Raw genomic sequence first — 20,914 nt, 5'->3', positions numbered from 1 at the left:
ATGAACGGAACGAGCGTCAAGGTCACGGTCATGAACCTCGTGGTCGCCTACGCGGTCCTGGTCGATGCGAGCAACGACTGTGACGCCGTCGACGAGGTGGTGGTGGCCGCGGACAGCTGGAAGTCGGCCATCGAACTCATGCGTGGGTGCGGTTACCGGAAGGTTCCCAGGCGGCCCGCCCGCCGCACCGTCGACGACGACGCGGCGGAAGCGGCGTTCGCGTCGCCCGGCACGGTCTTCCGTAAGCGCTTCGGAAGTGACGCACCGTGGGCCCCGCGCTCCCACGGCGGAGGGGAGTGAGCCCATGGACGTGCACATCGCCCTGGAGCAACTGATCGCACTCTGCCGCAGCACGCCCGATCGATGTGCGATCCGGATTCGGCGGGGGAAGCAGGTGCCGACGCCTTTGCGGCGTCGCGTCTCGCAGCGGTCTCCTACGGCAGATCCGTACGGGAGACGACCGGCTGGGACAGTCCGTTCGACGAACTGGAAGAGCTGGAAGAGGTGGAAGGGCTCGATGGTCACCGAAGGGGAACGCGGCGGCGCGGCCGGCCGATGACACGTGCGGCCGTCCGGCGGGTGAGCGGGGCAGGCCCTGGGCCTGATCGCCCGGGCCACCGTGCGCCGCCGAGCCGCGCTCGGCGGCGCACGGTGGCCCGCAGGGCCGCGTTCAGGCTCCTCTACCTGGACGCGACAAACGGCTCACCGCGGCCGGAGGGGGACGGAGGAGGATCGCGCCACGGCCACCGGGAGCCGAGTGCCCGCGTCGTTGTCGGTGGCGGCTGCCACACTCGGCCCGTGACCGAGAAGAGCGAGAAGACCGGGGACCACGTCGACTGGCAGCGGTTCCTCGGGCGTTGGCAGGAGGAATGGGTCCCGGGCGAGGACGACGCGGTGGACCTGGCGGAGGGCGGCACGACCCTCGCCGACCTGGCGCTCTCCGCCCCGCCCGCGACCGAGTCGGAAATAGCCGCCGCCGAGGAACGCCTGGGCGCCCGGCTCCCCCCGTCCTACCGGCAGTTCCTCGGGGCCAGCAACGGCTGGCGGCTCGACGAGGGGTCCGTCTACCGGCTGGGCGCGGCCCACGAGATCGACTGGTTCGGGGATCCGTTCGACATGACCCCGCTCTACCGGCAGGGGCTGACCGAGCGATCGACCGAGCAGGAGGTGCTGCTGGCCGGGATGTGGCGGCGGGCACTGCAGTTGGAGACCGACTCGGACATGTCCTACGCCCTGCTGGACCCGGGCGACACCGACGAGGACGGCGAGTGGGCCCTGTACGTCTACAAGGGGTGGAGCGGCGAGTTCCCGGACCGGTATCCGTCGTTCCGCGCCTATATGCAGGAGATGTATCAGGACTTCCACTCCGCCCGGGCCGGTCTTCCCGGCTTCGTGAACGACACCACCCGCGCTCTGGACGCCGACGTGGAGCGGGCGCGGGAGGAGGCCCTGAGCGGGAGGTGGGAGACCGCCCGGGAACTGCTCGCCGAGGCGGAGCGCTACGGGCGGCCCCGCGCCCGGGGCATGCTCCAGCAGTTGGCGGCGCTGTCACACGGCGGCGGGCACTACGGATTCGGTGGACTCGTCGCCGATCCGCGGTACACGGGTGAGCTGGTGCCCGTGACGGCCGCCGCGCACCTGCGGGACGAACGCCCCGGTGCCTCTCCCCGCCGGTTCCTGCCGGGCGCCGCGACCGACGACGGCGTCACGGCGGCCGCGGACACGATCCTCGCCCAAGTCCGCGACGGCTCCTACCGCTACGCGCCGGACGGCGCCTTCGGGAAGGCGGTGGCCGAGGCGTGGGAGTCTGCGAGGTGGGGGGACACGGACACGGCGTGGCGGTTGATCCGTGCCGCGCTGCCGTCGTGGTCGCCGCCGGGGCCGGACCTGCTGGCGCCCCTCGGCCTGCTGGGGGACCCCGTGCTGGGTCCGGTGGTGACGCGGGAGCGCGGCCTGGAACTGCTGGCCACACCCCGGGCGGACCGGCCGGGCCCGGCGGCCGATCCGGTGCCGGACCTGGATCCGCCGGGACTGTGCTGGCTGGCGGAGCCCCTGCGGTGGAACGCCCCGCACGGCTCCTACCGGTGCCTGTGGGTGGAGGGCGCGGAGCCGGAGGCACTGCCCGGCCTGGTCGGGGAGGACGGGGGTGCGGGTCTGACCGCTCCGCCCCGCCGTCCCGCCGGGTGGTTCCCCCACGACGTCAGGCGGCGGGACGACTCGGCGCCGTGGGAGGACCGGGCCGTGGTGGCGGTGGGCCGGACGGGCTCCGGGTGGGCGTTCGGCTTCGACACGGCCCCGCGGCCGTCGGAGCCCGGGAACTTCTTCGTCTCCCCGGCCGCCGCCGCCTCGCGCGACGGACGCGCGGTGGTGCTGTGGGTACGCCGCGGTCGCGACGACGCCCCGGCGGTGTTCCACCTCTCGGTCGCCGAGCGGGGCGAGGAACTGTACGCGTACACACTGCGCGGCACGGACGTCGAACGCTCGGGCCCGGTGCCCGCGGCCCTCGACCCGGAAGAAGTCCTGCACAGCGTCGACGACGCGGACCGCGAGCGGCGCCTGCTGGCCGCCGTGCAGGACGAGTTCGGTCTGTCCCTGCCCCGGCACGCCCTGGCCGAGGGCATCCTGCCGCACCTGACCACCCGGTCCTGGAACCGCGCACCGCGGGAGGGCGAGGTCTACGCGTACGCCACGGTCCACTTGGGACGGCGATGAAGCCGTACGTGGCCCTCGCCGGATACGTCACCCCCATGCGAGCGGTAACACGTTGACAACATAAACGTATGGGGAAGCGCTCACCGGGATGGGTAGGTGTACGTTCCCTGCACGAAGTACTCCTCCCGCATGAGCCAGACGGAAGAGGAAGGGACACGCAGGGCCGGAGACGGCCAAGGCGATGCCGACCGGCGGCACCGTCGAGATCCTCGACTTCGGCCCGGGCTCGATCGCCGACGGCCCCGGGAACGCCCCATCGCTCGACCAAGGAACCAACGCACGTGGTACGTCGAAGCCAGAGCAGCAATCCCCGTTCGGTCGTCGTCCTGACCTCGGGCACGGACTGGGGCACCCGGGCCGCCGGGCAGCGACGGAGCAGCGGGGCCGAATCCGAGATACCCCGGCGGCAGCCCGCGAAGATCAAGGCCTTGCAGCAGGCCGTCAGGCTGGCGAATCTGGCCGTCGACAAGAAGAACTGGGGCACAGCGCGTTACGCGCTCAGCCGGGCCCGCGCTCTCACCGACGCCCTTCCCGCGAACGTGGCCGTCCGGGAACGCGAAAAACTCTCAGCGGTCCGCAAGAGGTACGCCGCGCGCAACACGCCGGCCGCGAAGAACGCCAAGCAGGCGAAGGCGACCCCGGCCAAGCGTGCGAGCGGCAAGAAGCCCGCCCCGAAGAAGTCCACGGCGAAGAGCGCCGCGCAGCAGCCGAAGCCCGCGCCCGTGCGCGACCTCGGTGACCGTTTCCTCAACCGCGCGGCCCTCGGCTACGGCTCCACGGACGAGACCAAGCGCCCCCGAACGCGCTGAAGGCGTGCCGTCCGCTACTCCAACGGACGGCACGCCCTCAAGTCGCTCAGCGCTCCGACGCGAACCGCACGAATTGTCCCCAGCCTTCACGGCCGACGGCGAAGGCGGGGCGGGTCACGTCCTTGGAGTCCCTCACGTGGACGGCCTGTTCGGTGATCGCGATCTCCACGCAGTCGTCGCCCGAGCTACCGCTATAGCTTGACTTGAACCAGGCGAGTTCCGTCGTGTTCATGCCTCTCCTCGCAGTCGCTCCAGCAAGGCCCGGGAATCTTTGGGGTGCAGGGCCTGCGACCGCAGTGTGTCATAGCGCTGTTGGAGAACTCTCACCTCTTTCGAGTCACCGATCAGCCTCCCGCTCTCCTGACCCTCCGAGTATGCGAGTCGACGCCCTTCCGGGGTCTCCAGCAGGCGCAGAGGGCCATCCATGCACGAGTGATACTCGGCTTCCAACGGCATGATCTGCAAAGTCACATGGCGAGGCGACGTGTGCTCCAGAACCTGGTTCAGCTGCTCGCGCCACACCTCGGCACCGCCCAGTCTCCGTCGTAGTACCGCTTCCTCAACGATGAAGTGGAACGGAACTGTCGGACGCTCATGCAACATCCGCTGCCGTTCCATCCTCGCCTCAACCTGGGCCTCCAACTGCTCATCCGTCAGCAGCGGAATCCGGTTCTCGAAGAGTGCCCGCGCATACGCCTCCGACTGCAACAACCCCGGCACCAACCGGCACTCGTACGTGCACAGGCTCACCGCTTCCCGCTCCAGCCGAGCCCACCGCCGGAACCACGCCGCCAGTCCCGCCTCCCCCCGCGTGAGATGCCGCGCGGACTTCCGCAGCGCCCCCGTGTTGCCCAGCGCCTCCTCCGCGCGCTCCACGAACGCCTCGTCCGGCATCCGCCGCCCCAACTCCACCGATTCAACGGTGTGCTTGGAGTACTGGACGAAGGCGGCCAACTCGGCCCGGCTGAGCCCGGCGTGCTCCCGCAGCGCTTGGACGAACGCCCCGAACGTCCGCAAGCTGTCCGACGGATTCGGCTCCCGCTCCCACTCCCCCGCCGGAACCGCCCGCGCACCGCCGGCGCTCCCGGCCGCCTCCCCCTCGACCCCGACCACGTCCATCCGCCGCCCCTTTCCTCTCCTCCGCACCGCGCACCACGACGGCTCCTCGCGCCGCCCGCGTCCACCTCCAGCCTGACGGATCATCAGACGTACCGTCCACTCTTCGTGTCCGTACGCTGACTCAGCGTACGGGGTGCCACACTCGTCCCCGCCCCCGTCCGACCGCCACCCTGAGGTCACGGAGAGCCGGGAGGAACCGCCCCCGTCCACCGCTCACCTGCGGAAACGACCGGGCGGCCGTCTCCCCTCCCGTGCACTCCCGCCCACCACGGGCGGTGGCGGCCGGACCCGGCCGCGTCGGACGAACTGGAAGGTGCAGTCATGCAGAACGGAACCGACCTCTACGCGCTCGACATCAGCGGGGCCTCGTTCACGAAGGCGTGCGGCGGCCCCTGCACCGAAGGATGCGTGACCCTCGCCCGGATCGGCGAGGACGCCTGGGCGCTGGGCGACAGCAAGCGGCCGGACGCGCAGCCGCTGCGGTTCACCACCGAGGAGCTGGACGCCGCCGGTATCGACCCGGCGCGCTTCGGCCTCGGCGCCTGACCCTCCCCCCTCCCCTCCCCGCCGCCGGCCGGACCGGGTTCCTCCCCGCGTCCGGCCGCCGGCGCTCCTCGCAACGGGAGCAGCACGTGCACCACCACGCCTACCTCTGGACCGGCCCGAAGGCGCGCTTCGACGACGAGGCCCTGCGGCGGCCCCCGCACCCCGATCCGCCCCCGGCCGGGAGCAGACCGGAGCTGATCGACCGCTACCGCCAGGTCGCCGCGGAGTTCCGCACGTCGGACCTCCCGCCCCTGGAGACGGCGTACTGGCTCGTCAAGCCCCGCTCACTGGTCCGGGGCACCTGGGACGAGGCGAAGGAGGCGGCGGCCTGGCTCGGTGAGCGGCTGGCCGAGTACACGCCCCGGTTCGCGGCGGAGGGCGACCGGGACACCGCGCGCCTGGTCCGGCTGGTGGACGCCGCCGCCGAACGCCTGCGCGCGGGCGCCGACGTCTCGTACGGCCACTACCTCGAACGCCCCTCCTACCTCACCCTGGCCGTGGTCACGTGCTCCCCGAACCGCACGCTCCCCGAACCGGCCTGCCCGTGCGCGTAGAGCAGCCCCGGCACTCACCCCCGCCCTGACCGCACGCCTCGGCGTCAACCGCAGAGGTATCCACCAAAAGGGTGATCACGCCTCAAAAGCCAACGAATGTTCTTGCTTCGCGCATAGTTTCACCTCATGCCCAACGTCAGTCACGACACCCTGCACGGCTTCCTGCCGGGACGTCCGAAAGCGCTGAACCGTGCGCTGGACCTCCTGGACCTCGGAATCCCGCCCGGTGTCACCACCGAGATCCTCCCGACGGACGCGTCCAGCGCCCCGAAGATGTTCACCCGGCAGATGGACTCCGTGCTGCGGGTGGTCCGTCCCGACGGGCGTGATCCGTTCATCCTGCTGGTCGAGGCGCAGACCCGCATCGAGACGAAGAAGGAGACCTCCTGGCCGTACTACGTCGCGTACTTGCGTGACCGGTACAGGCTCGAGGTCGTCCTGCTGGTCCTGTGCGTGGACACGGCGACGGCTGCGTGGGCGGCCAGACCCCTGCACACCGGTCTGGGGCGTCCCACCCAGGTGACGGTGCCCCACGTGCTGGGCCCGGCGAACGTTCCGCGGGTGAGCCGGGTCCAGGACGCCTCGGCCGACCTGGACTTCGCCGCGTTCTGCCTGTGGATCCACAGCAACGCACCGGACATCGAGGGCATACTGACGGTCATGGGCGAGGCCTTGGCCCAGGACACGGACCGCGAAGCGCGGGACGACCTGGCGGGACTGATCGAGGACGGCTTGGGCAGCGAACACGCCCGGAAAATCTGGAGGAACCTGATGGAAACCCTCTTCACCCCCAGGCGAGGCACCATCGTGGGCGACGCTCGCCTTGCAGGACAGGAAGAAGGACTCAAGGAAGGACGCGAGGAAGGACGTGAGGAAGGGCGCGCGGCCGGAAAGGCCGAGCAACTGCTGCGCCTGATGGAGCGCCGCGGCTTCTCGCTGACGGAAGAGACCCGACAGCGCGTCACCACCTGCACGGACATGCCGATCCTGGATCTCTGGTTCGACCGCGCCATCGACGCCACCACCCTCAACGAGGTCTTCGCCGTCCCCTCCTCCACGGACCGCGTCCCCGCCCCCGTCCAGAGGCCGGAACACACCGCGGTCCCCAGCCAAGGGATGACGGACCCCGGGTCCTCGGCCGACTGACACCAAGGGCGCACACCCGGCCGCGCCCCACTCCGGGGTGCGGCCCGCTCGGTTCACGGCCCGGCCCCCAGCGCCTCGTGCATGCCCGCTCCGAAAGCGCACCGACTCCTCTCCGCCTCCGCGGAGGAGCCCGCCCCGGAGCCGACCTTCATTGGATCAGGTCGGTGTGCGGGTGCTCGGGGGAGGTCGGGCAGACGTAGAGCTGCATGTTGTCGGTGCTGCCCACTTCCACCCTCGTCGGCTGCGCGGGGGACAGACCGGCGGGGCGACCGTCGGCGTAGGCGGCCCGGTCCTCGTACGGCACCCAGCCGTACCTGCTGCTGTCCCATTCGAAGGAGGCGATGGTCAGCAACGGGACCATCTGCGCGTCGCAGACGGTGCAGTACCGGCGGTACGGGTCGGTGCGGCCCCACGGCGGCCAGCCGCCGACCTTCCAGCCGGGAGCGTTGGCCAGATTGCCGTCGTAGAACTCCGCCGGATACTCCGCGTACGAGCCGTCCACGTCCGCACCGGCCGCCTGCCATCTGCTCCAGTCCCCCACCACCTTCCTCAACTCCGTGGTCAGATCCAGGCTGTTGGGATACTCGGTGATCGCTTCCGGGGCCAGCGGACACGGCTCCGGCACATAGCCCGAGCAGTTCGCCTCATACGGTTCCGGTGGCGTGGCGAGGACGTCGACGACCGAGGCGGCGGACCGCCAGAACACCGCGGTCGCGGGCTTCCAGTTGGGCTCGTGGTCGTAGGGACACCAGAGGACCTGGAGCAGATCGGCCTCTCCGGGCGGCCGCAGCAGGGGTACGTCGCGCACGTACAGCTGGGCCACGGGCAACAGGGGGACCGGGCGCTCCGCGGGCCAGGGAGGGCCGGCGTCGAGCAGCTCCGCGTACCTCTCGGCCTTCTGCTCCAGGGCCGCCTGCTCCTCGGGCGTGAACGAGGGGCCGTCGGGGGCCTCGTACCGCCGGGCCCGGCTGTGCCTGCCGAGCCGCACCTGTGCCGGCGACTCGCGGAACCCGCTGTCGCCGTGCAGGTGCGCGTCCTCGCAGTGCGGCCAGGGTTCGTCGGCCGGCCACAGCAACGGGCCCCCGACCGAGCTGTCCTTGACCGAAGGCGATCCCGGACGGGGATGCAGCCGGATCGCAGGACGCGCCAGCGGAGCCAGTTCGGGAAAGACCGCGGTCACCTCGACGGGCCGCGGTGGAGTCGTCCGTACGAAAACCATGCCGGTGATCCTGTCACCCGCCACCGACAGTCCCCCGCCGCCTCGATCGGCGTCCACGCTCAACCGGCCGCGACGCCCGCCCACCCCAGCCGCGGTGACAGCGTGGACGGCGGGCCGGCCGACGCGCCACGCCGCCGCGAAGGCTCTCCCACCGACCGCCGAACCGCTCGACCGGCCCGGCCGCGGACGCGCTCCGGGAACCCTCTGCCGCCTTCCCGCGTTCCTCACACGGCGGCGCGGGAATCCGGCGTACCGCCCGCCTCCCCCCGTCCGTACGCCTCCTCCCCGTACGGGGCGCGGCACTCGCCCCCGCCCGCGTCCGGCCGCCACCCTGGCGCCATGAACCACGCAACACCTCACGTCGGCACGCCCGTTCACACCTTCACCCAGCTGCTGTCGTCCACCCGGCGCGGCGCCCGTCTCGCCCGGCTGCTCGCGGTGACCGAGCTGCGCTCCCGGGGCGCTTCCCACGACCTCACGGAGCGCGCCGAACTCGTCGTCGCGGAACTCGCCGCCAACGCCGTCCTGCACGGCCGCGTGCCCGGCCGCTGCTTCCGGCTCACCCTCGTCCTCGACCCGGCCGCCGACCGTCTCCGCGTCGAGGTCAGCGACGCCCGCGGAGACCTCCGCCCGCACCCCCGCCGCCCCACGGACACCGCGCCCGACCCCCTCCCCACCGGCGGACGCGGCCTGACCCTCGTCACCGCCCTCGCCGACCACTGGGACTGCGTCCCCTACCCGCCCAGCGGCAAGACCGTCCGGGCGGTGTTGACGACGCCGGTCGACGGGTGACGGCGCCAGCCGGGGAGAGCCGGAGCCCGCGCGCCTACGCCTCCGCGGGCAGCGCGGGGAACACGACCACCGAGCCGTCCTTGTCACGGGCGATCTCGATCGCCACGTCCGTCGGGCGGCCGCCCACCGCGACGCCGTCGCCCAGCCCACGGATCTGGTACGCCGTATGCATCAGACGGTCGACCTCACCGGTCGTCAGGACGGGACGCACACTCTTCGGTCGGGCCAGCTTCAACGCCGACAGCCGCAGCACGACACCGGCAAGGCCCTTCTCCAGCTCGTCGAGGCGCTGCTCGTCACCCCGCAGCGCGCGAGTGAAGTTCTCGAACAGGTTGTCGGGCTCGCTCTGGGCCAGCTCGACCGCCTGGAGGACGTTGACACGCCGCTTCAACGCGATCGCCAGGGCGGCCAGTTCGAGGTGGGTGCGGAACGTGCCACCCTGTTCGTCCACACCGGGGAACGACTCGGTCAGCGTGCCGATCTCGACGGGCGCGCCGTCGGGAAGCTTGTCGAGCGCGCTCGTCCACCGGGCCAGGCGGATGTCGGCCTTGCTCAGCGCGGTGTCGATGGCGTGCACCGCCGAGTCGAGTCCCAGCGAGACGCCGAGCTTGCCCTGGTCCAGCAGGACGGCCGTGGCCTTGTCGATGGCGGGACGGCAGCCGTTGAGCGCGCTGTGCTCGTCGTCGAGCTTGTCCGCCTGAAGCTGCTCCAGCAGTTCCGTGATGTGCTCGATGGCCTCCTGCCGCTTGGCGTCGGCGTGCGCGCTCACCCCGACCGCCACGGCCATGAGGACGAGCGGTGCGGCCACGGTGAGCAGCGTGCCCCCGGCGGCCGCGGCACCGGCGGTCGCACCGGCCCCGCCGGCCGTACCAGCCGCTGCCGCTCCTCCGGCAGGCACGAACGTGGCCTGGGCGGCGATCTTGCCCGTCGTCGGATTCACGATGGGGCCACGGATACCGCCGGCCACCGCCTTCGACCTCATCGGGCGGAGGATGCCCTGACCGACCTGCTTGGCGACCTTCGCCGGAACCACCATGACGTACAGCCCCTCGCCGGAAGCCGTCGCCTTGGCCGCCGCGGAACCGCGCGCCGACTGTGTGATCAGCTGCGACAGGTGCTGCGCCAGCGGACTCGCGGCATCGAGCGAGATGCCCCGGCTGCGGTCGAGCTTGTCCGGCAGCGGATGCAACTCGAGTGTGGCGATCGGCCGGTCGGCCAACGCGGCCAGCACCCCGCGCAGTTCGGCCAGACGCTCAGCCGTCATCGGCCCGTCCCCGGCCACCGCCGGCACCTGGACGTCACCTGTCGCCAGCGTCCAGACCGGAACGTTCGGCGCCTTGCGATAGTCGATCATCGTCCCCCCAACTCATCCGCACGTCAGCCTGCGCCTGACGTCCCAGCAGAACGGTATAGCCGAATCACAGCACCCAGGGGTCACTCGATCCGCATCGACCGGCTCGCCGGACCGGTGAGAATCGAACGACCCTCGCAGCATAGACTCCGTTGACAGTACCAACACACTCTTCTACGGTTCTTGCGTTGCCTGAGCCCCGGGAGTTCACCCTGACCTCCCGCGAACTGCACGTCGTCCATGCGGCGCTCACGGCCGTCGCCCCTATGTTCCTGACGAACAGGGGATTCTCGGAGGAAGGGTTCTACAACAGGACCGGCTTCTTCCGGGAGAACTTCGACGCCATGGCGTCGAACATCATCAGTGCCGTGTCCGAGGCCACGACGCCATAGGCGGACCGGTCGTCCCACCCGGCACCACGCCGTGGGGTCACCGCTTCACCGCACGGGAAACGTCACCCCGGTGAGCTCCTCGGAGACGGTCCACAGGCGCTGCTGAACGGCCTGGTCGTGGGAGTCGGGGCTGGAAGTGACCAGCTTGGGGTGGTCTCGGGTCTCGCTCCGGTTGCCGGGGCCGTAGTACTGGCCGCCGACGACCGCGGGATCGGTGGCGGCGCGCAGGGTGGGCAGGGCGCCCATCTCGGGCTTCTGGGCGAGCAGCGGCGCGAGCCAGGTGACGGGCGCGCGGAGCGGGGCGGGCAGGTTGCGGGCGAGCTCGGTGTTGGAGACGCCGGGGTGGGCGGCCACCGCGATCGTGGTGCCGTGGGGTGCGAGCCGGCGCTGCAGTTCGTACGTGAACATCAGGTTGGCGAGTTTGGCCTGGCCGTAGGCGGCGACGCGGCTGTAGGAACGCTCCCACTGGAGGTCGTCGAAGTGGATGGCGGCCCGGATGCGGTGACCGGTGCTGCTGACCGTCACGACGCGGGAGCCGGGGACGGGCAGCAGCCGGTCCAGCAGCAGACCGGTCAGGGCGAAGTGGCCGAGGTGGTTGGTGCCGAACTGCAGCTCGAAGCCGTCGACGGTGGTCCGTCGCGGGGTGTGCATCACCCCCGCGTTGTTGATCAGGAGGTCGATACGCGGGTGGACCGCGCGCAGATCGGCCGCCGCGGACCGGATCGACTCCAGGGAGGCCAGGTCGAGAGCCTGGACGGTGACGTCGCCGGCGATGCGGGCGGCCGCCCGCCTGCCCTTCTCGACGTCGCGGACGGCCAGGACCACCGTCGCCCCGCGTGCGGCGAGCATCCGGGCGGTCTCGAAGCCCAATCCGGTGTTGGCGCCGGTCACGACCGCCACCCGGCCGTGTTGATCGGGGATGTGTTGCTCGGTCCAGTCGCTGCTCACGACACCCTCCTAAAGAACCATCGGTCTGTTACAAGGGTCAACGTAAAAGACCACCGGTCCCTTGTCAAGGGACCGGTGGTCTCTAAGCTAGGCTGAGGGGGTGACATTTCAGCGGGCGCGAAGCGAGGAGCAGCGGGAGATCCGCCGCCGGGCGATCCTGGACACCGCGGCGGCGATGCTCGACGAGATGCCCGTGGCCGAGGTGAGCCTCAACGAACTCAGCCGGCGGGTGGGCCTGGCCAAGTCGAACGTCCTGCGGTACTTCGAGTCACGCGAGGCGGTACTGCTCGAACTGCTGGACATCTTCCTGGAGAGGTGGCTCGCCGAGCTGGCGGAGGAACTGGCCGCGGGCATCGAGGCGGATGCCGCGCCGGAGGTGCGGGCGGGCCGGCTGGCCGAGATCCTCAGCCGCTCGCTGGCGAGCCGGGTGGTGCTGTGCGACCTCTTCGGCGCGCAGGGCGGCGTCCTCGAGCACAACGTCTCCGTCGAGGCGGTCAAGCGGCACAAGCGCTCCTCCCTCAAGCGGCTCGCGGACATGACCGGGCTCGTGCGCCGCCACGTGCCCGAACTCGGCGACGGCGCGCAGCTGTTCTGCCTGATGAGCCTGGTCTCGGCGGGCGCCCTGTCGGCCTACGTCCCGCCGCCGCCCAGCCTCCTCGCCGCCTACGCGGAGGAGCCCGCCCTCGGCGTGCTCCACCTGGATCTGCGTGACGCCCTGCGCACCTCCTTCACCTCGACGCTCCTGGGCATACTGCCGCGCGCCTGAACCGTCGGCGACCCGCCCGGTGAACGGATCGGCCGAGGCCGTGCCGAGGCGGGGCGGGGCGGGGCGGCGATGTGCACAAGTGGAAGGACTCGTCCGGGTAGTGCGGATGATCTTTCGCTGAGTACTGTGAGCCATCGGATGACGGGCAGCTTGCCCCCCAAGTCGCCTTCGTGACTCCGTGCTTGTCCGCCGGCGCTCGCCGTGCACGAGAACCTCCCCGCAGCGGGATCGGTACGCCGCGGGACGACCACTCGTTCCCCGGCCTCGGCCGTGAGGCGGTTCGCGTCGCCGGAACCGGCGACACGCGTGCCGCCGGCGTCGCAGGGGCCAGAAAGTGAGCAGACAGATGCAACCGACGTTCGTACTGGTTCACGGGGCTTTCGCGAACTCCTTCTCCTTCGCGCCGCTCCAGGCCGAACTCGGCCTCCTCGGACACCGCTCCGTCGCCGTCGACCTTCCGGGGCACGGGTTCGCGGCGACGTACCCGCGCGCCTACCAGGCGCCGCAGGACCTCGAAGGGCTCGCCACCGCGCCCGGGGCCATCCAGGGCGTCACGCTCGCCGACAACGCCGCGCACCTCATCGGGACACTGGAGCGGGCCAAGCGGAACGGGCCCGTCATCCTCGTCTCCCACAGCCGGGGCGGCATGACGGCCACCGTCGCGGCCAACCAGCGGCCCGACCTGATCGACCACATCGTCTACGTCTCCGCCTGGTGCCCCGTCGACCTCGACGTCGGCGCCTACTACGCCGAGCCCGAGATGGCCACCGTCGACGCCACGGGGCTGGCCTCGGCGATGGTCGGGAACCCCGCCGAACTCGGACTGCTGCGCTCCAACTTCCGCACCGCCGACCCCGGCGTCCTCGCGGCCTTCAAGGCGGCTTTCCTCGCCGACGGGACGGACGAGGAGTTCATGGTCTTCCTCAACACCTTCCAGCCCGACGAGAACCTCGACGCCGGCACACCCGACGACCGGGCACGGGCCGACACCTGGGGACGGATCCCCAGGACGTACGTCCGGCTGACCGAGGACACCAGCGTGCCGCTCGCCATGCAGGACCGGATGATCCGCGAGGGCGACGCGCTGACGCCGGGGAATCCCTACGACGTCCGTACGCTCACCAGCAGCCACCTGAAGTGGCTGGTCGACCCGGCGCCGGCGGCCCTGATGCTGGGGGAGATCGCCGCGCTCCTGCCCACCGGCTCGTGACGGGACGCGCGAACCGTGGTGCGCGCGGAGAGACCTCGGCCGAGTAGCCGGCCGCGCCCTGGGAAGTGACCTGCGGTTTCCCGCCCTTGCGGATCGCAGCGCCCGGACGCCCGAGGCGGACGCTCCCTCAGAACCGCGGTGTGAACGACCCGGCGGATCCGCGCGGCGACCATGACGCGCCTCGGTGACGAACCGACCCGGGCCTTCGGCGTCCAGGGCGCTCCGACCGCCGTCCGCATGGGCCGCGAAGGCCAGGGCGAGGGCGGATCGGAGAAGGCTGCCGCAGTCCTGGTGGACATCGGCAAGCAACCGGCCGGGGACAGGGAAAGCACTCGGAGTGAGTGCTCACTCATTGACGGAGTGAGCGCTCACTCCGTACTCTTGCAGTCATGACGGCACCCGAGGAGAACCAGACGACCACCCGCCGCCGCGCCCCCTCCATGTCACCGGAGCGGCGCCGCGAAATGATCATCCAGACCGCGATCCCGCTGATCGCCGAGTACGGCGCCGCGGTGACGACCGCGAAGATCGCCCGCGCCGCGGGCATCGGCGAGGGCACGATCTTCCGGGTCTTCGCCGACAAGGGCGAGCTGCTGCAGGCCTGCGTGGCCGAGGCACTCTCCCCCGAGCATGCGGTCCGCGAGCTCGACGCGATCGACCTGTCCCAGCCGCTGCCCGACCGGCTGGCGGAGGCGGCCGAGGCGCTGCAGGCGCACATGTCCAGGATGGGCGCGATCATCGGCTCGCTGGGGCATCACGGCGGCAAGCACCCCGGCACGGTGCGCGGCGCGGGTCGCGACGAGTCGACGACCCGCATCCGCGCCGCCCTCGCGGAACTGCTGGAGCCCGACAGGTCCGCTCTGCGCCGGTCGCCGGAGCAGATCGCGGCCCTCTTCTTCGGGCTGCTCTTCACCCAGCCGCGTACGCAGGACGAGCCCGACCTGACCCCGCAGGAGCTGGTGGAGGTCTTCCTGCACGGGGCGCTCCCGGGGGGCGCCAAGTGAGCGCGCGGAGGAGGCGCCTGGGGGTCACGGCCCTGGCCGTCCTGGCCCCCGTCCTGGTGTGGCTGGTCGCGGACCCCCTGCTGGGGCACCGGCTGCGGATCGCCGACGGCGAGCGGACCCTCGACGTCGGCGCCGCGCCCGTGGCGGTCGTCGCACTGCTCGCGTCGCTCTGCGGCTGGGGCCTGCTGGCCGCCCTGGAGCGGCTCGGGGCGCGGCGCGCCCGCGCCGTCTGGACCGGGGCGGCCGGCGCCGTACTGGCCGTCTCCTTCATGCCGTTCCTCGGTGACGGCATGGACGGCGGCACCCGGATCTCCCTCGCCCTGATGCACCTGGCGGTGGCGGCGGTGCTGATCCCGGGGCTGGGCGGCAGGCCCCCCGCGAGCACGACAGGAGCCGGTGCCGGCAGGGGGTGACCGCCAGGCGGCGCCCGACCCACCGGCCGGCACAGGGAGGGACCCGTGCCCCGGCTCCCTCCGCCCGGCGGTGCGGGCGGGGATCAGCCCTGCGGCTCCTGCGGCTTGGCGTCGATCTCGCGCAGGGTCTGGTCCTTGAGCTCGGTGCGGGCCTCCGTGCGGTGACCGCGCGCGATGTAGTCCCGTACGACCACCTCGACCGCGTCCTGCGGCGAGCCGACCCCGGAGAGCACCATCACCTCCACCACGAGTTCGGCGTCCAGACTGACGTTGACCTTGGCCACCGCGCTCCCCCTCGCCTCGTCCTCCTCGCACTCTAGCCGCACGGGGTCGCGCGGGCACGCGGGGCGGCGCTCGGGAAGGTGACGGGCGGTCATGTCCGGGAAATTCCCTTGTGACGTACAACCGTTCGGGCCGATGATCCGTCTTCACGGACGACCGCTCTGGTCGTATTCACGAGGAGACCGTCATTCCCGCCATACGCAAGACCCTCACCGCCACCGCCGTCGCCACCGTGGTCCTGGCCGGGTCCGCCGCCTGCGGCACCGTGGAGAACCTGTCCGCCGGACAGAAGCTCGACCAGGCCGTCGAGAAGCTCGGCAAGGAGCGTTCGCTCTCCTTCGAGCTGGACCTGGACACCGACGCCGCGTCGCTGAAGGCGCTGGACGCCGAGGCGGAGCCCGGCGAGGAGATGCCCGAGGAGGTCGCCGAACTGCTCAGCGACGCGCGGATCTCCTTCTCCGTGCAGTCGAAGAAGCCGATCGAGGAGTCCGGCGAGAAGGACCTCACCGCCATGGCGATGAAGTTCAGCGGCCAGGACGGCGACCTGTTCGAGTACCGGCTGGTCGGCGACTACACCTACGTCCGTGCCGACCTCGACGCGATCGGGCGGATGAGCGGCGGCCCCATGCCGTCGGCCGACGAACTGCCCGACAGTGCGGGGGCGTTCAAGAAGCTCCTCGCCGGTGAGTGGATCAAGATCTCGACGAAGGAGCTGAAGGAGACCAGCGGGCAGATGTCGGGGGCGGAGGGCGCAGGGGAGCCCTCGGCGGAGCCCACGCTCGACGCCAGGACGCAGAAGAAGCTCACCAGGGCGCTGCGTCAGGTCATCGCCCGGCAGGTCGACTTCACGACCTCCGAGGGGCCGGACGGCACCGAGCACATCAAGGCCACGGCGCCCTTCCGCACGCTGATGACCGAGCTGTTCGACGAACTCGGCCCGCTGACGGAGCAGCTGCCGATGGGCGCCGAGACGCCGACGGCCAAGGACTTCAAGGACGTGCCGAACGAGAAGGTCACGGCCGACTTCACGCTGAAGAACGGCGAGCTGACCGAGGTCTCCGTGGACCTGGCCAAGCTGGCGGAGAACGCGAAGGTCAAGAAGTTCGCGCTGGTGCTGCGTCTGGGCGGGGGCGAGAAGGCCACGGCCCCGGCGAACGCCACCGAGGTGCGGATCGACGAGATCGTGGAGGGCCTCTTCGGCGGCTTCGCGGCGAGCGGGCTCGGCGAGGAGGAGTTCATGGAGGGCATCGAGGGCTGACCCGGAGGGGAGGTCCGCGAGACGGGGCGCCGTCTCCTCCTCGAGGAGGAGACGGCGCCCCGTCTCGTGCGAGCGCACCAGGGGAAAGTGACGGCAGGCGCACGACGCCGTGACGGGCTCCGCCCGCGAGTCTCGGTACACAACCGAGTTCGAACGCGGAGATCCCTGACCTGTGGCTACCTTCCTGTACCGCATCGGCCGCGGCGCCTTCCGGCGGCGCTGGCTCGTGACCCTGCTGTGGGCGGTGATCCTCGGCGCCGCCGGGGCCGGCGCCGCCACGGCGCCCGCCGCCGGTGACGACGGCACGTCCTTCATGCCCGGCATCGAGGCGCAGCGCGCCTTCGACCTCATCGGGGAACGCTTCCCGGGGTCGGACGCCGACGGCGCCGACGCGCGGATCGTGTTCATCGCCCCCGACGGGGAGAAGGTGACCGCCGCCGGACACCGCGCCGCCATCGACGCGTTCGTGGCCACGGCCGGCGACGGACCGCAGGTCGCGAACGCCGTGAGCCCCTTCGCCGCGAACGCGGTGAGCGAGGACGCCTCCACGGCCTACGCCACCGTGACCTACGAGGTCTCCTCCGGCGACCTCTCCGACACCGGACGGAGCGCGCTGGAGAAGGCCGTCGACGAGGCCCGCGCCTCCGGTCTCACGGTGGAGGCCGGCGGCAGCGCGCTCTCCTCGCAGCCGGCCGCCGGGGGCGCGGCCGAGGCCGTCGGCATCGGTCTCGCCGCCGTCGTCCTGCTGATCACGTTCGGCTCCCTCGCGGCGGCCGGGCTGCCCCTGCTCACCGCCGTCGTCGGGGTGGGCGTCAGCATCTGCGCGATCCTGGCCCTCGGCAGCGCCCTGGGGCTGTCGATGACCACCGGGACGCTCGCCTCGATGCTCGGGCTCGCGGTCGGCATCGACTACGCCCTGTTCGTGGTCTCCCGCTACCGGGAGGAGCGGGGGAACGGGCACGATCCCCGGGAGGCGGCGGGTCTCGCGGTCGGCACGGCCGGCTCCGCGGTGGTCTTCGCCGGCCTCACGGTCGTCATCGCGCTGGCCGGGCTGTCCGTGGTCGGCGTGCCCATGCTGACGAAGATGGGGCTGAGCGCCGCGGGCGCGGTCGTCGTCGGCGTGCTGGTCGCGCTGACCCTGGTGCCCGCACTGCTGGGGATGTGGCCGGACGCGGTGCTGTCCCGCACGGCGCGCGGGCGCGGCACCGCCGCCGCACGGCGCACCGGTGGCGCGGGAGGCGGCGGTTCCCGCTGGGCCCGGTTCGTGCTGCGCCGCCCGGTGACGGTGCTGCTGGCCTGCGTGGCCGGCCTGGGCGTGCTCGCCCTGCCGGCCGCCGACCTCCGGCTGGGCATGCCGGGCGCCGAGGCGAAGCCGGTCTCGACGACGGAGCGGCGCGCCTACGACGCGCTCGCCGAGGGCTTCGGGCCGGGCTTCAACGGCCCGCTGACGATCGTCGCCGACGTCCGGGGCGCGTCCGCCCCCGAGGCCGCCGCGGCCACCGTCGCCGACGCGATCCGGGACACGGACGGCGTCGTGTCCGTCTCGCCGCCCCGGTTCAACGCCGAGGGCGACACCGCGCTGTTCTCGGCGGTCCCGGCCACCGCGCCGACCGACGAGCGCACCAAGGACCTCGTGCAGACCATCCGGGCGGAGCGCCCCGGCCTGGAGGACGGCACGGGCGCGACCTTCGAGGTCACCGGCAGCACGGCGATGAACATCGACGTCGCCCGGGCGCTGCAGGACGCCCTCGTGCCGTACCTGTCCGTCATCGTGCTCCTCTCCCTCCTCCTGCTGATGCTGGTCTTCCGTTCCGTGCTGGTGCCGGTCAAGGCCGCCGTCGGGTTCCTGCTGTCGGTGCTGGCGTCGCTCGGCGCGGTCGTGGCGGTGTTCCAGTGGGGCTGGGGCGCCGGACTGCTGGGCGTCGAGCAGACCGGGCCGGTCATGAGCCTGATGCCGATCTTCCTGGTGGGCATCGTCTTCGGCCTGGCCATGGACTACGAGGTCTTCCTGGTCTCCCGCATGCGGGAGGCGTACGTGCGGGGCGAGCGGCCGGCGCAGGCGGTCGTCAGCGGGTTCCGGCACAGCGCCCGGGTGGTCGCCGCCGCCGCGGTGATCATGATCGCGGTGTTCTCCGGGTTCGTGGGGTCCGGCGAGTCGATGATCAAGACCATCGGTTTCGGTCTCGCGGTCGCCGTGCTGTTCGACGCGTTCGTCGTCCGCATGGCGTTCGTGCCCGCCGTCCTGGCCCTGCTCGGTGACCGGGCGTGGTGGCTGCCCCGCCGGCTCGAGCGGCTGCTGCCCCGCGTGGACGTCGAGGGCACGGGGCTCACCGGGCGGTCCGCGCCCGCGGACGGGGACCGCCCCGCCCCGGAACCGGTCCGCGGCTGATCCGGGCCCGCTCCCGGCGGGCCGCGCGGCCGTCCCCCACGGCCGCGCGGCGCCGTCCGTCACGTGTCACGATGTCCCCGCAGGCCCGACCCGGAGAACGCACGATGAGCACACCTTGGCGAAGCCGGGCGGCGAGCCGTCCTCGGACCACCGAGGCCGTCCTCCTCGTGTCGCTGTTCGCGGTCGCCGTCTCCGGCTGTCTCCTCTCCTCCTCCGTGATGCCGGGACCGCCCCCGCTGTGGCCCGCGCTCGCCCTGTCCGCGCTCGCCTGCGCGGCACTGCCCCGGCGGCACGGCCACCCCCTCCCGGTGCTGGCGGTGACCGCGCTGAGCACGGTGGCCATCGCCGCCCTGGGGCACCTCGTGACGGCCATGACCATGGCCCCGCTCATGGTCGCGCAGTACTCCGTCAGCCTGCGCGCCGAGCGCCGGACGGCGTGGTACGGCGCGCTGGCGGTCACCGCGGCCCTGGTCGTCTCCGGTCTGTTCCACAGCGGGCTGCGGCACCAGTGGATCATCGGCATCGTCAATCCGGCGGGCTGGGTGCCGCTGTCCGCGGCCCTCGGCGGCTACGTGCGGGTCCGCCGCGAGTACGCCGCCGCCAGGACCGAGCACCTGGCCCGCGAGCGCGAGGAGGAGGCCCGCCACCGCGTCGTCCAGGAACGCATGCGCATCGCCCGCGAACTCCACGACGTCGTCGCCCACCACCTCGCCCTGGCCAACGCCCAGGCGGGCACCGCCGCCCACCTCTCGCGGATCGATCCGGAGCGGGCGTACGCGATCCTGGACGAGCTCTCCGGGACCACCGCGGCGGCCCTGCGCGAACTCAAGGCCACCGTCGGACTGCTGCGCCAGGACAGCGACGCCGACGACGGACTGGCGCCCGCACCCGGCCTGGCGCAGCTGCCCGCACTGGTGGCCGCCTGCGCGACGGCCGGGCTGGACGTCACCGTCACCGAGGAGGGGCGGCCGCGGCCGCTCGCGCCGGGGCTCGACCTGACGGCGTACCGGATCGTCCAGGAGGCACTCACCAACGTCACCAAGCACGCGGGCACCCGCACCGCGCGGGTCCGGCTCGCCCACACCCCCCATTTCCTCACCCTGACGATCACCAACGACACCGCCGACCCCGCGTCCCGGCCCGGTTCCGGTCCCGCCTCCGGCCACGGCTTCGGGCTCCTCGGCATGCGCGAACGGGCCCTCGCCGCGGGCGGCGCCTTCCGTGCGGGCCCCCGGCCGGAGGGCGGCTTCGAGGTCGCCTGCACCCTTCCCCTGCACGGCCACGACGAAGGCGCCGCCCCATGACCATCCGCGTCCTGCTCGCCGACGACCAGGCCCTGCTGCGGGCCACCTTCCGCATCCTCATCGACTCCGACCCCGGCCTGACCGTCGTCGCGGAGGCCGCCGACGGCCGGGAGGCGGTCGACCTGGCCCGCCGCCACACGCCCGACGTGGTCCTCATGGACATCCGCATGCCCGGCGCCGACGGTCTCGCCGCCACCGCCGACATCTGCTCCCGGCCGGAACTGGCCGCCACCCGCGTCCTGATCCTCACCACCTTCGAGAACGACCAGAACGTCGCCAGGGCCCTGCGGGCCGGCGCCAGCGGCTTCCTCGGCAAGGACGTCGGCCCGGACGTCCTGCTGGCCGGCATCCGCACCGTGGCCGCCGGCGACTCCCTGCTCTCCCCCACCGCGACCCGGGCCCTCATCACCCGCTTCCTGGCCACCCCGGACGACGCCGCCCCGCTCGCCCCGCCGGAACGCCTCACCGCGCTCACCGAGCGCGAGCGCGAGGTCATGGCGCTGGCCGCGCACGGCAGGTCCAACGCCGAGATCGCCGACCACCTCGTCGTCAGCCCGCTGACGGTGCGCAGCCACATCCAGCGCGCCATGACCAAGCTGCACGCCCGTGACCGGGCCCAGCTCGTCGTGATCGCCTACCAGAGCGGCCTGGTGCGGCCCCCCGCGCAGGACGGCTGACCGCGCAGGACGGCTGACCGGGC

Annotated in this window: 22 protein-coding genes; 16 read left to right on the top strand and 6 right to left on the bottom strand. The window is 72.2% G+C overall.

Features of this window, described 5'->3' with window-relative positions:
- The 3 genes from ADK41_RS12645 to ADK41_RS12635 all read left to right on the top strand — a co-directional run bounded on the left by ADK41_RS12645 (window position 1) and on the right by ADK41_RS12635 (window position 3,521).
- Window positions 1-300: a hypothetical protein gene (locus ADK41_RS12645; protein WP_030824472.1), complete on the top strand. Its 300-nt coding sequence runs from the start codon at window positions 1-3 to the stop codon at window positions 298-300.
- A 498-nt stretch (window positions 301-798) separates the two neighbouring features.
- Window positions 799-2,712, top strand: coding sequence for an SMI1/KNR4 family protein (locus tag ADK41_RS12640; RefSeq protein WP_030824469.1), 1,914 nt, complete (start codon window positions 799-801; stop codon window positions 2,710-2,712).
- A 281-nt stretch (window positions 2,713-2,993) separates the two neighbouring features.
- Window positions 2,994-3,521, top strand: a complete 528-nt coding sequence (locus tag ADK41_RS12635) for a hypothetical protein (RefSeq protein ID WP_030824466.1) — start codon at window positions 2,994-2,996, stop codon at window positions 3,519-3,521.
- A 46-nt stretch (window positions 3,522-3,567) separates the two neighbouring features.
- Here ADK41_RS12635 and ADK41_RS12630 read toward each other — a convergent pair whose 3' ends face one another.
- Together ADK41_RS12630 and ADK41_RS12625 are read right to left on the bottom strand one after the other, a co-directional pair.
- Window positions 3,568-3,753: a DUF397 domain-containing protein gene (locus ADK41_RS12630; RefSeq protein WP_030824463.1), complete on the bottom strand. Its 186-nt coding sequence runs from the start codon at window positions 3,751-3,753 to the stop codon at window positions 3,568-3,570.
- A complete protein-coding gene (locus ADK41_RS12625; protein WP_030824460.1) occupies window positions 3,750-4,640 on the bottom strand; it encodes a helix-turn-helix domain-containing protein in 891 nt (296 codons plus the stop codon). The genes ADK41_RS12630 and ADK41_RS12625 overlap by 4 nt, the downstream gene beginning before the upstream one ends.
- Window positions 4,641-4,961: 321 nt before the next feature.
- Here ADK41_RS12625 and ADK41_RS12620 point away from each other — a divergent pair, with 321 nt between their 5' ends.
- The 3 genes from ADK41_RS12620 (at window position 4,962) to ADK41_RS12610 (ending at window position 6,886) form a co-directional block, all read left to right on the top strand.
- The gene (locus ADK41_RS12620) at window positions 4,962-5,186 is read left to right on the top strand and encodes a DUF397 domain-containing protein (protein WP_030824457.1); all 225 of its coding nucleotides are present in this window, start codon (window positions 4,962-4,964) and stop codon (window positions 5,184-5,186) included.
- An 86-nt stretch (window positions 5,187-5,272) separates the two neighbouring features.
- Window positions 5,273-5,740 carry a hypothetical protein gene (locus tag ADK41_RS12615; RefSeq protein WP_030824454.1) on the top strand — a complete coding sequence of 156 codons (468 nt, stop codon included), beginning with the start codon at window positions 5,273-5,275 and terminating at the stop codon, window positions 5,738-5,740.
- 126 nt (window positions 5,741-5,866) lie between these two features.
- On the top strand, window positions 5,867-6,886 hold the full coding sequence (locus tag ADK41_RS12610) for a hypothetical protein (protein ID WP_051843109.1): 1,020 nt from the start codon (window positions 5,867-5,869) through the stop codon (window positions 6,884-6,886).
- Window positions 6,887-7,034: 148 nt separating this feature from the next.
- Here ADK41_RS12610 and ADK41_RS12605 read toward each other — a convergent pair whose 3' ends face one another.
- On the bottom strand, window positions 7,035-8,105 hold the full coding sequence (locus tag ADK41_RS12605) for a hypothetical protein (protein WP_030824450.1): 1,071 nt from the start codon (window positions 8,103-8,105) through the stop codon (window positions 7,035-7,037).
- A 339-nt stretch (window positions 8,106-8,444) separates the two neighbouring features.
- Between ADK41_RS12605 and ADK41_RS12600 the strand changes: the two genes are divergently transcribed.
- Window positions 8,445-8,897 (top strand): ATP-binding protein, encoded by a 453-nt coding sequence (locus tag ADK41_RS12600; protein ID WP_030824448.1) that lies wholly within the window; start codon window positions 8,445-8,447, stop codon window positions 8,895-8,897.
- Between the two features lie 34 nt (window positions 8,898-8,931).
- Here ADK41_RS12600 and ADK41_RS12595 read toward each other — a convergent pair whose 3' ends face one another.
- Window positions 8,932-10,251, bottom strand: coding sequence for a hypothetical protein (locus ADK41_RS12595; protein WP_030824446.1), 1,320 nt, complete (start codon window positions 10,249-10,251; stop codon window positions 8,932-8,934).
- A gap of 185 nt (window positions 10,252-10,436) precedes the next feature.
- Here ADK41_RS12595 and ADK41_RS12590 point away from each other — a divergent pair, with 185 nt between their 5' ends.
- Window positions 10,437-10,640, top strand: a complete 204-nt coding sequence (locus ADK41_RS12590) for a hypothetical protein (protein WP_030824444.1) — start codon at window positions 10,437-10,439, stop codon at window positions 10,638-10,640.
- Window positions 10,641-10,685: 45 nt separating this feature from the next.
- Here the strand turns inward: ADK41_RS12590 and ADK41_RS12585 are convergent, their stop codons facing one another.
- A complete protein-coding gene (locus ADK41_RS12585) occupies window positions 10,686-11,588 on the bottom strand; it encodes an SDR family NAD(P)-dependent oxidoreductase (protein ID WP_030824441.1) in 903 nt (300 codons plus the stop codon).
- Between the two features lie 100 nt (window positions 11,589-11,688).
- Between ADK41_RS12585 and ADK41_RS12580 the strand changes: the two genes are divergently transcribed.
- The 4 genes from ADK41_RS12580 to ADK41_RS12560 all read left to right on the top strand — a co-directional run bounded on the left by ADK41_RS12580 (window position 11,689) and on the right by ADK41_RS12560 (window position 14,981).
- Window positions 11,689-12,354, top strand: a complete 666-nt coding sequence (locus ADK41_RS12580; protein ID WP_030824438.1) for a TetR/AcrR family transcriptional regulator — start codon at window positions 11,689-11,691, stop codon at window positions 12,352-12,354.
- 346 nt (window positions 12,355-12,700) lie between these two features.
- The gene (locus tag ADK41_RS12575) at window positions 12,701-13,564 is read left to right on the top strand and encodes an alpha/beta fold hydrolase (protein WP_199822373.1); all 864 of its coding nucleotides are present in this window, start codon (window positions 12,701-12,703) and stop codon (window positions 13,562-13,564) included.
- A 389-nt stretch (window positions 13,565-13,953) separates the two neighbouring features.
- On the top strand, window positions 13,954-14,568 hold the full coding sequence (locus ADK41_RS12565) for a TetR/AcrR family transcriptional regulator (RefSeq protein WP_030824429.1): 615 nt from the start codon (window positions 13,954-13,956) through the stop codon (window positions 14,566-14,568).
- On the top strand, window positions 14,565-14,981 hold the full coding sequence (locus ADK41_RS12560; protein ID WP_037803923.1) for a DUF6069 family protein: 417 nt from the start codon (window positions 14,565-14,567) through the stop codon (window positions 14,979-14,981). The genes ADK41_RS12565 and ADK41_RS12560 overlap by 4 nt, the downstream gene beginning before the upstream one ends.
- An 83-nt stretch (window positions 14,982-15,064) precedes the next feature.
- Here ADK41_RS12560 and ADK41_RS12555 read toward each other — a convergent pair whose 3' ends face one another.
- Complete coding sequence (locus ADK41_RS12555) at window positions 15,065-15,265, bottom strand: type II toxin-antitoxin system VapB family antitoxin (RefSeq protein ID WP_030824424.1); 201 nt, start codon at window positions 15,263-15,265, stop codon at window positions 15,065-15,067.
- 230 nt (window positions 15,266-15,495) lie between these two features.
- Between ADK41_RS12555 and ADK41_RS12550 the strand changes: the two genes are divergently transcribed.
- The 4 genes from ADK41_RS12550 (at window position 15,496) to ADK41_RS12535 (ending at window position 20,891) form a co-directional block, all read left to right on the top strand.
- Window positions 15,496-16,521: a hypothetical protein gene (locus ADK41_RS12550; RefSeq protein ID WP_030824421.1), complete on the top strand. Its 1,026-nt coding sequence runs from the start codon at window positions 15,496-15,498 to the stop codon at window positions 16,519-16,521.
- Between the two features lie 172 nt (window positions 16,522-16,693).
- Window positions 16,694-18,910: an MMPL family transporter gene (locus ADK41_RS12545; protein ID WP_030824418.1), complete on the top strand. Its 2,217-nt coding sequence runs from the start codon at window positions 16,694-16,696 to the stop codon at window positions 18,908-18,910.
- Window positions 18,911-19,014: 104 nt separating this feature from the next.
- Window positions 19,015-20,214, top strand: coding sequence for a sensor histidine kinase (locus ADK41_RS12540; protein WP_030824415.1), 1,200 nt, complete (start codon window positions 19,015-19,017; stop codon window positions 20,212-20,214).
- Entirely contained in the window at window positions 20,211-20,891 is a 681-nt protein-coding gene (locus ADK41_RS12535; RefSeq protein WP_030824412.1) for a response regulator transcription factor, read from the top strand. Before ADK41_RS12540 ends, ADK41_RS12535 begins: the two co-directional genes overlap by 4 nt.
- Window positions 20,892-20,914 lie beyond the last annotated feature (23 nt).

It is taken from the genome of Streptomyces caelestis, assembly GCF_001279005.1.
Classification (GTDB): Bacteria; Actinomycetota; Actinomycetes; order Streptomycetales; family Streptomycetaceae; genus Streptomyces; species Streptomyces heliomycini.
This window is presented reverse-complemented; position numbering and strand designations above follow the sequence as displayed.

Excerpts from the sequence above, each read along its gene's own strand:
- ADK41_RS12645 (WP_030824472.1), top strand. The coding sequence starts at position 1 with ATGAACGGAACGAGCGTCAAGGTCACGGTCATGAACCTCGTGGTCGCC.
- ADK41_RS12630 (WP_030824463.1), bottom strand. The coding sequence starts at position 3,753 with ATGAACACGACGGAACTCGCCTGGTTCAAGTCAAGCTATAGCGGTAGC.
- ADK41_RS12625 (WP_030824460.1), bottom strand. The coding sequence starts at position 4,640 with ATGGACGTGGTCGGGGTCGAGGGGGAGGCGGCCGGGAGCGCCGGCGGT.
- ADK41_RS12620 (WP_030824457.1), top strand. The coding sequence starts at position 4,962 with ATGCAGAACGGAACCGACCTCTACGCGCTCGACATCAGCGGGGCCTCG.
- ADK41_RS12610 (WP_051843109.1), top strand. The coding sequence starts at position 5,867 with ATGCCCAACGTCAGTCACGACACCCTGCACGGCTTCCTGCCGGGACGT.
- ADK41_RS12605 (WP_030824450.1), bottom strand. The coding sequence starts at position 8,105 with ATGGTTTTCGTACGGACGACTCCACCGCGGCCCGTCGAGGTGACCGCG.
- ADK41_RS12600 (WP_030824448.1), top strand. The coding sequence starts at position 8,445 with ATGAACCACGCAACACCTCACGTCGGCACGCCCGTTCACACCTTCACC.
- ADK41_RS12595 (WP_030824446.1), bottom strand. The coding sequence starts at position 10,251 with ATGATCGACTATCGCAAGGCGCCGAACGTTCCGGTCTGGACGCTGGCG.
- ADK41_RS12575 (WP_199822373.1), top strand. The coding sequence starts at position 12,701 with ATGCAACCGACGTTCGTACTGGTTCACGGGGCTTTCGCGAACTCCTTC.
- ADK41_RS12565 (WP_030824429.1), top strand. The coding sequence starts at position 13,954 with ATGACGGCACCCGAGGAGAACCAGACGACCACCCGCCGCCGCGCCCCC.
- ADK41_RS12540 (WP_030824415.1), top strand. The coding sequence starts at position 19,015 with ATGAGCACACCTTGGCGAAGCCGGGCGGCGAGCCGTCCTCGGACCACC.
- ADK41_RS12535 (WP_030824412.1), top strand. The coding sequence starts at position 20,211 with ATGACCATCCGCGTCCTGCTCGCCGACGACCAGGCCCTGCTGCGGGCC.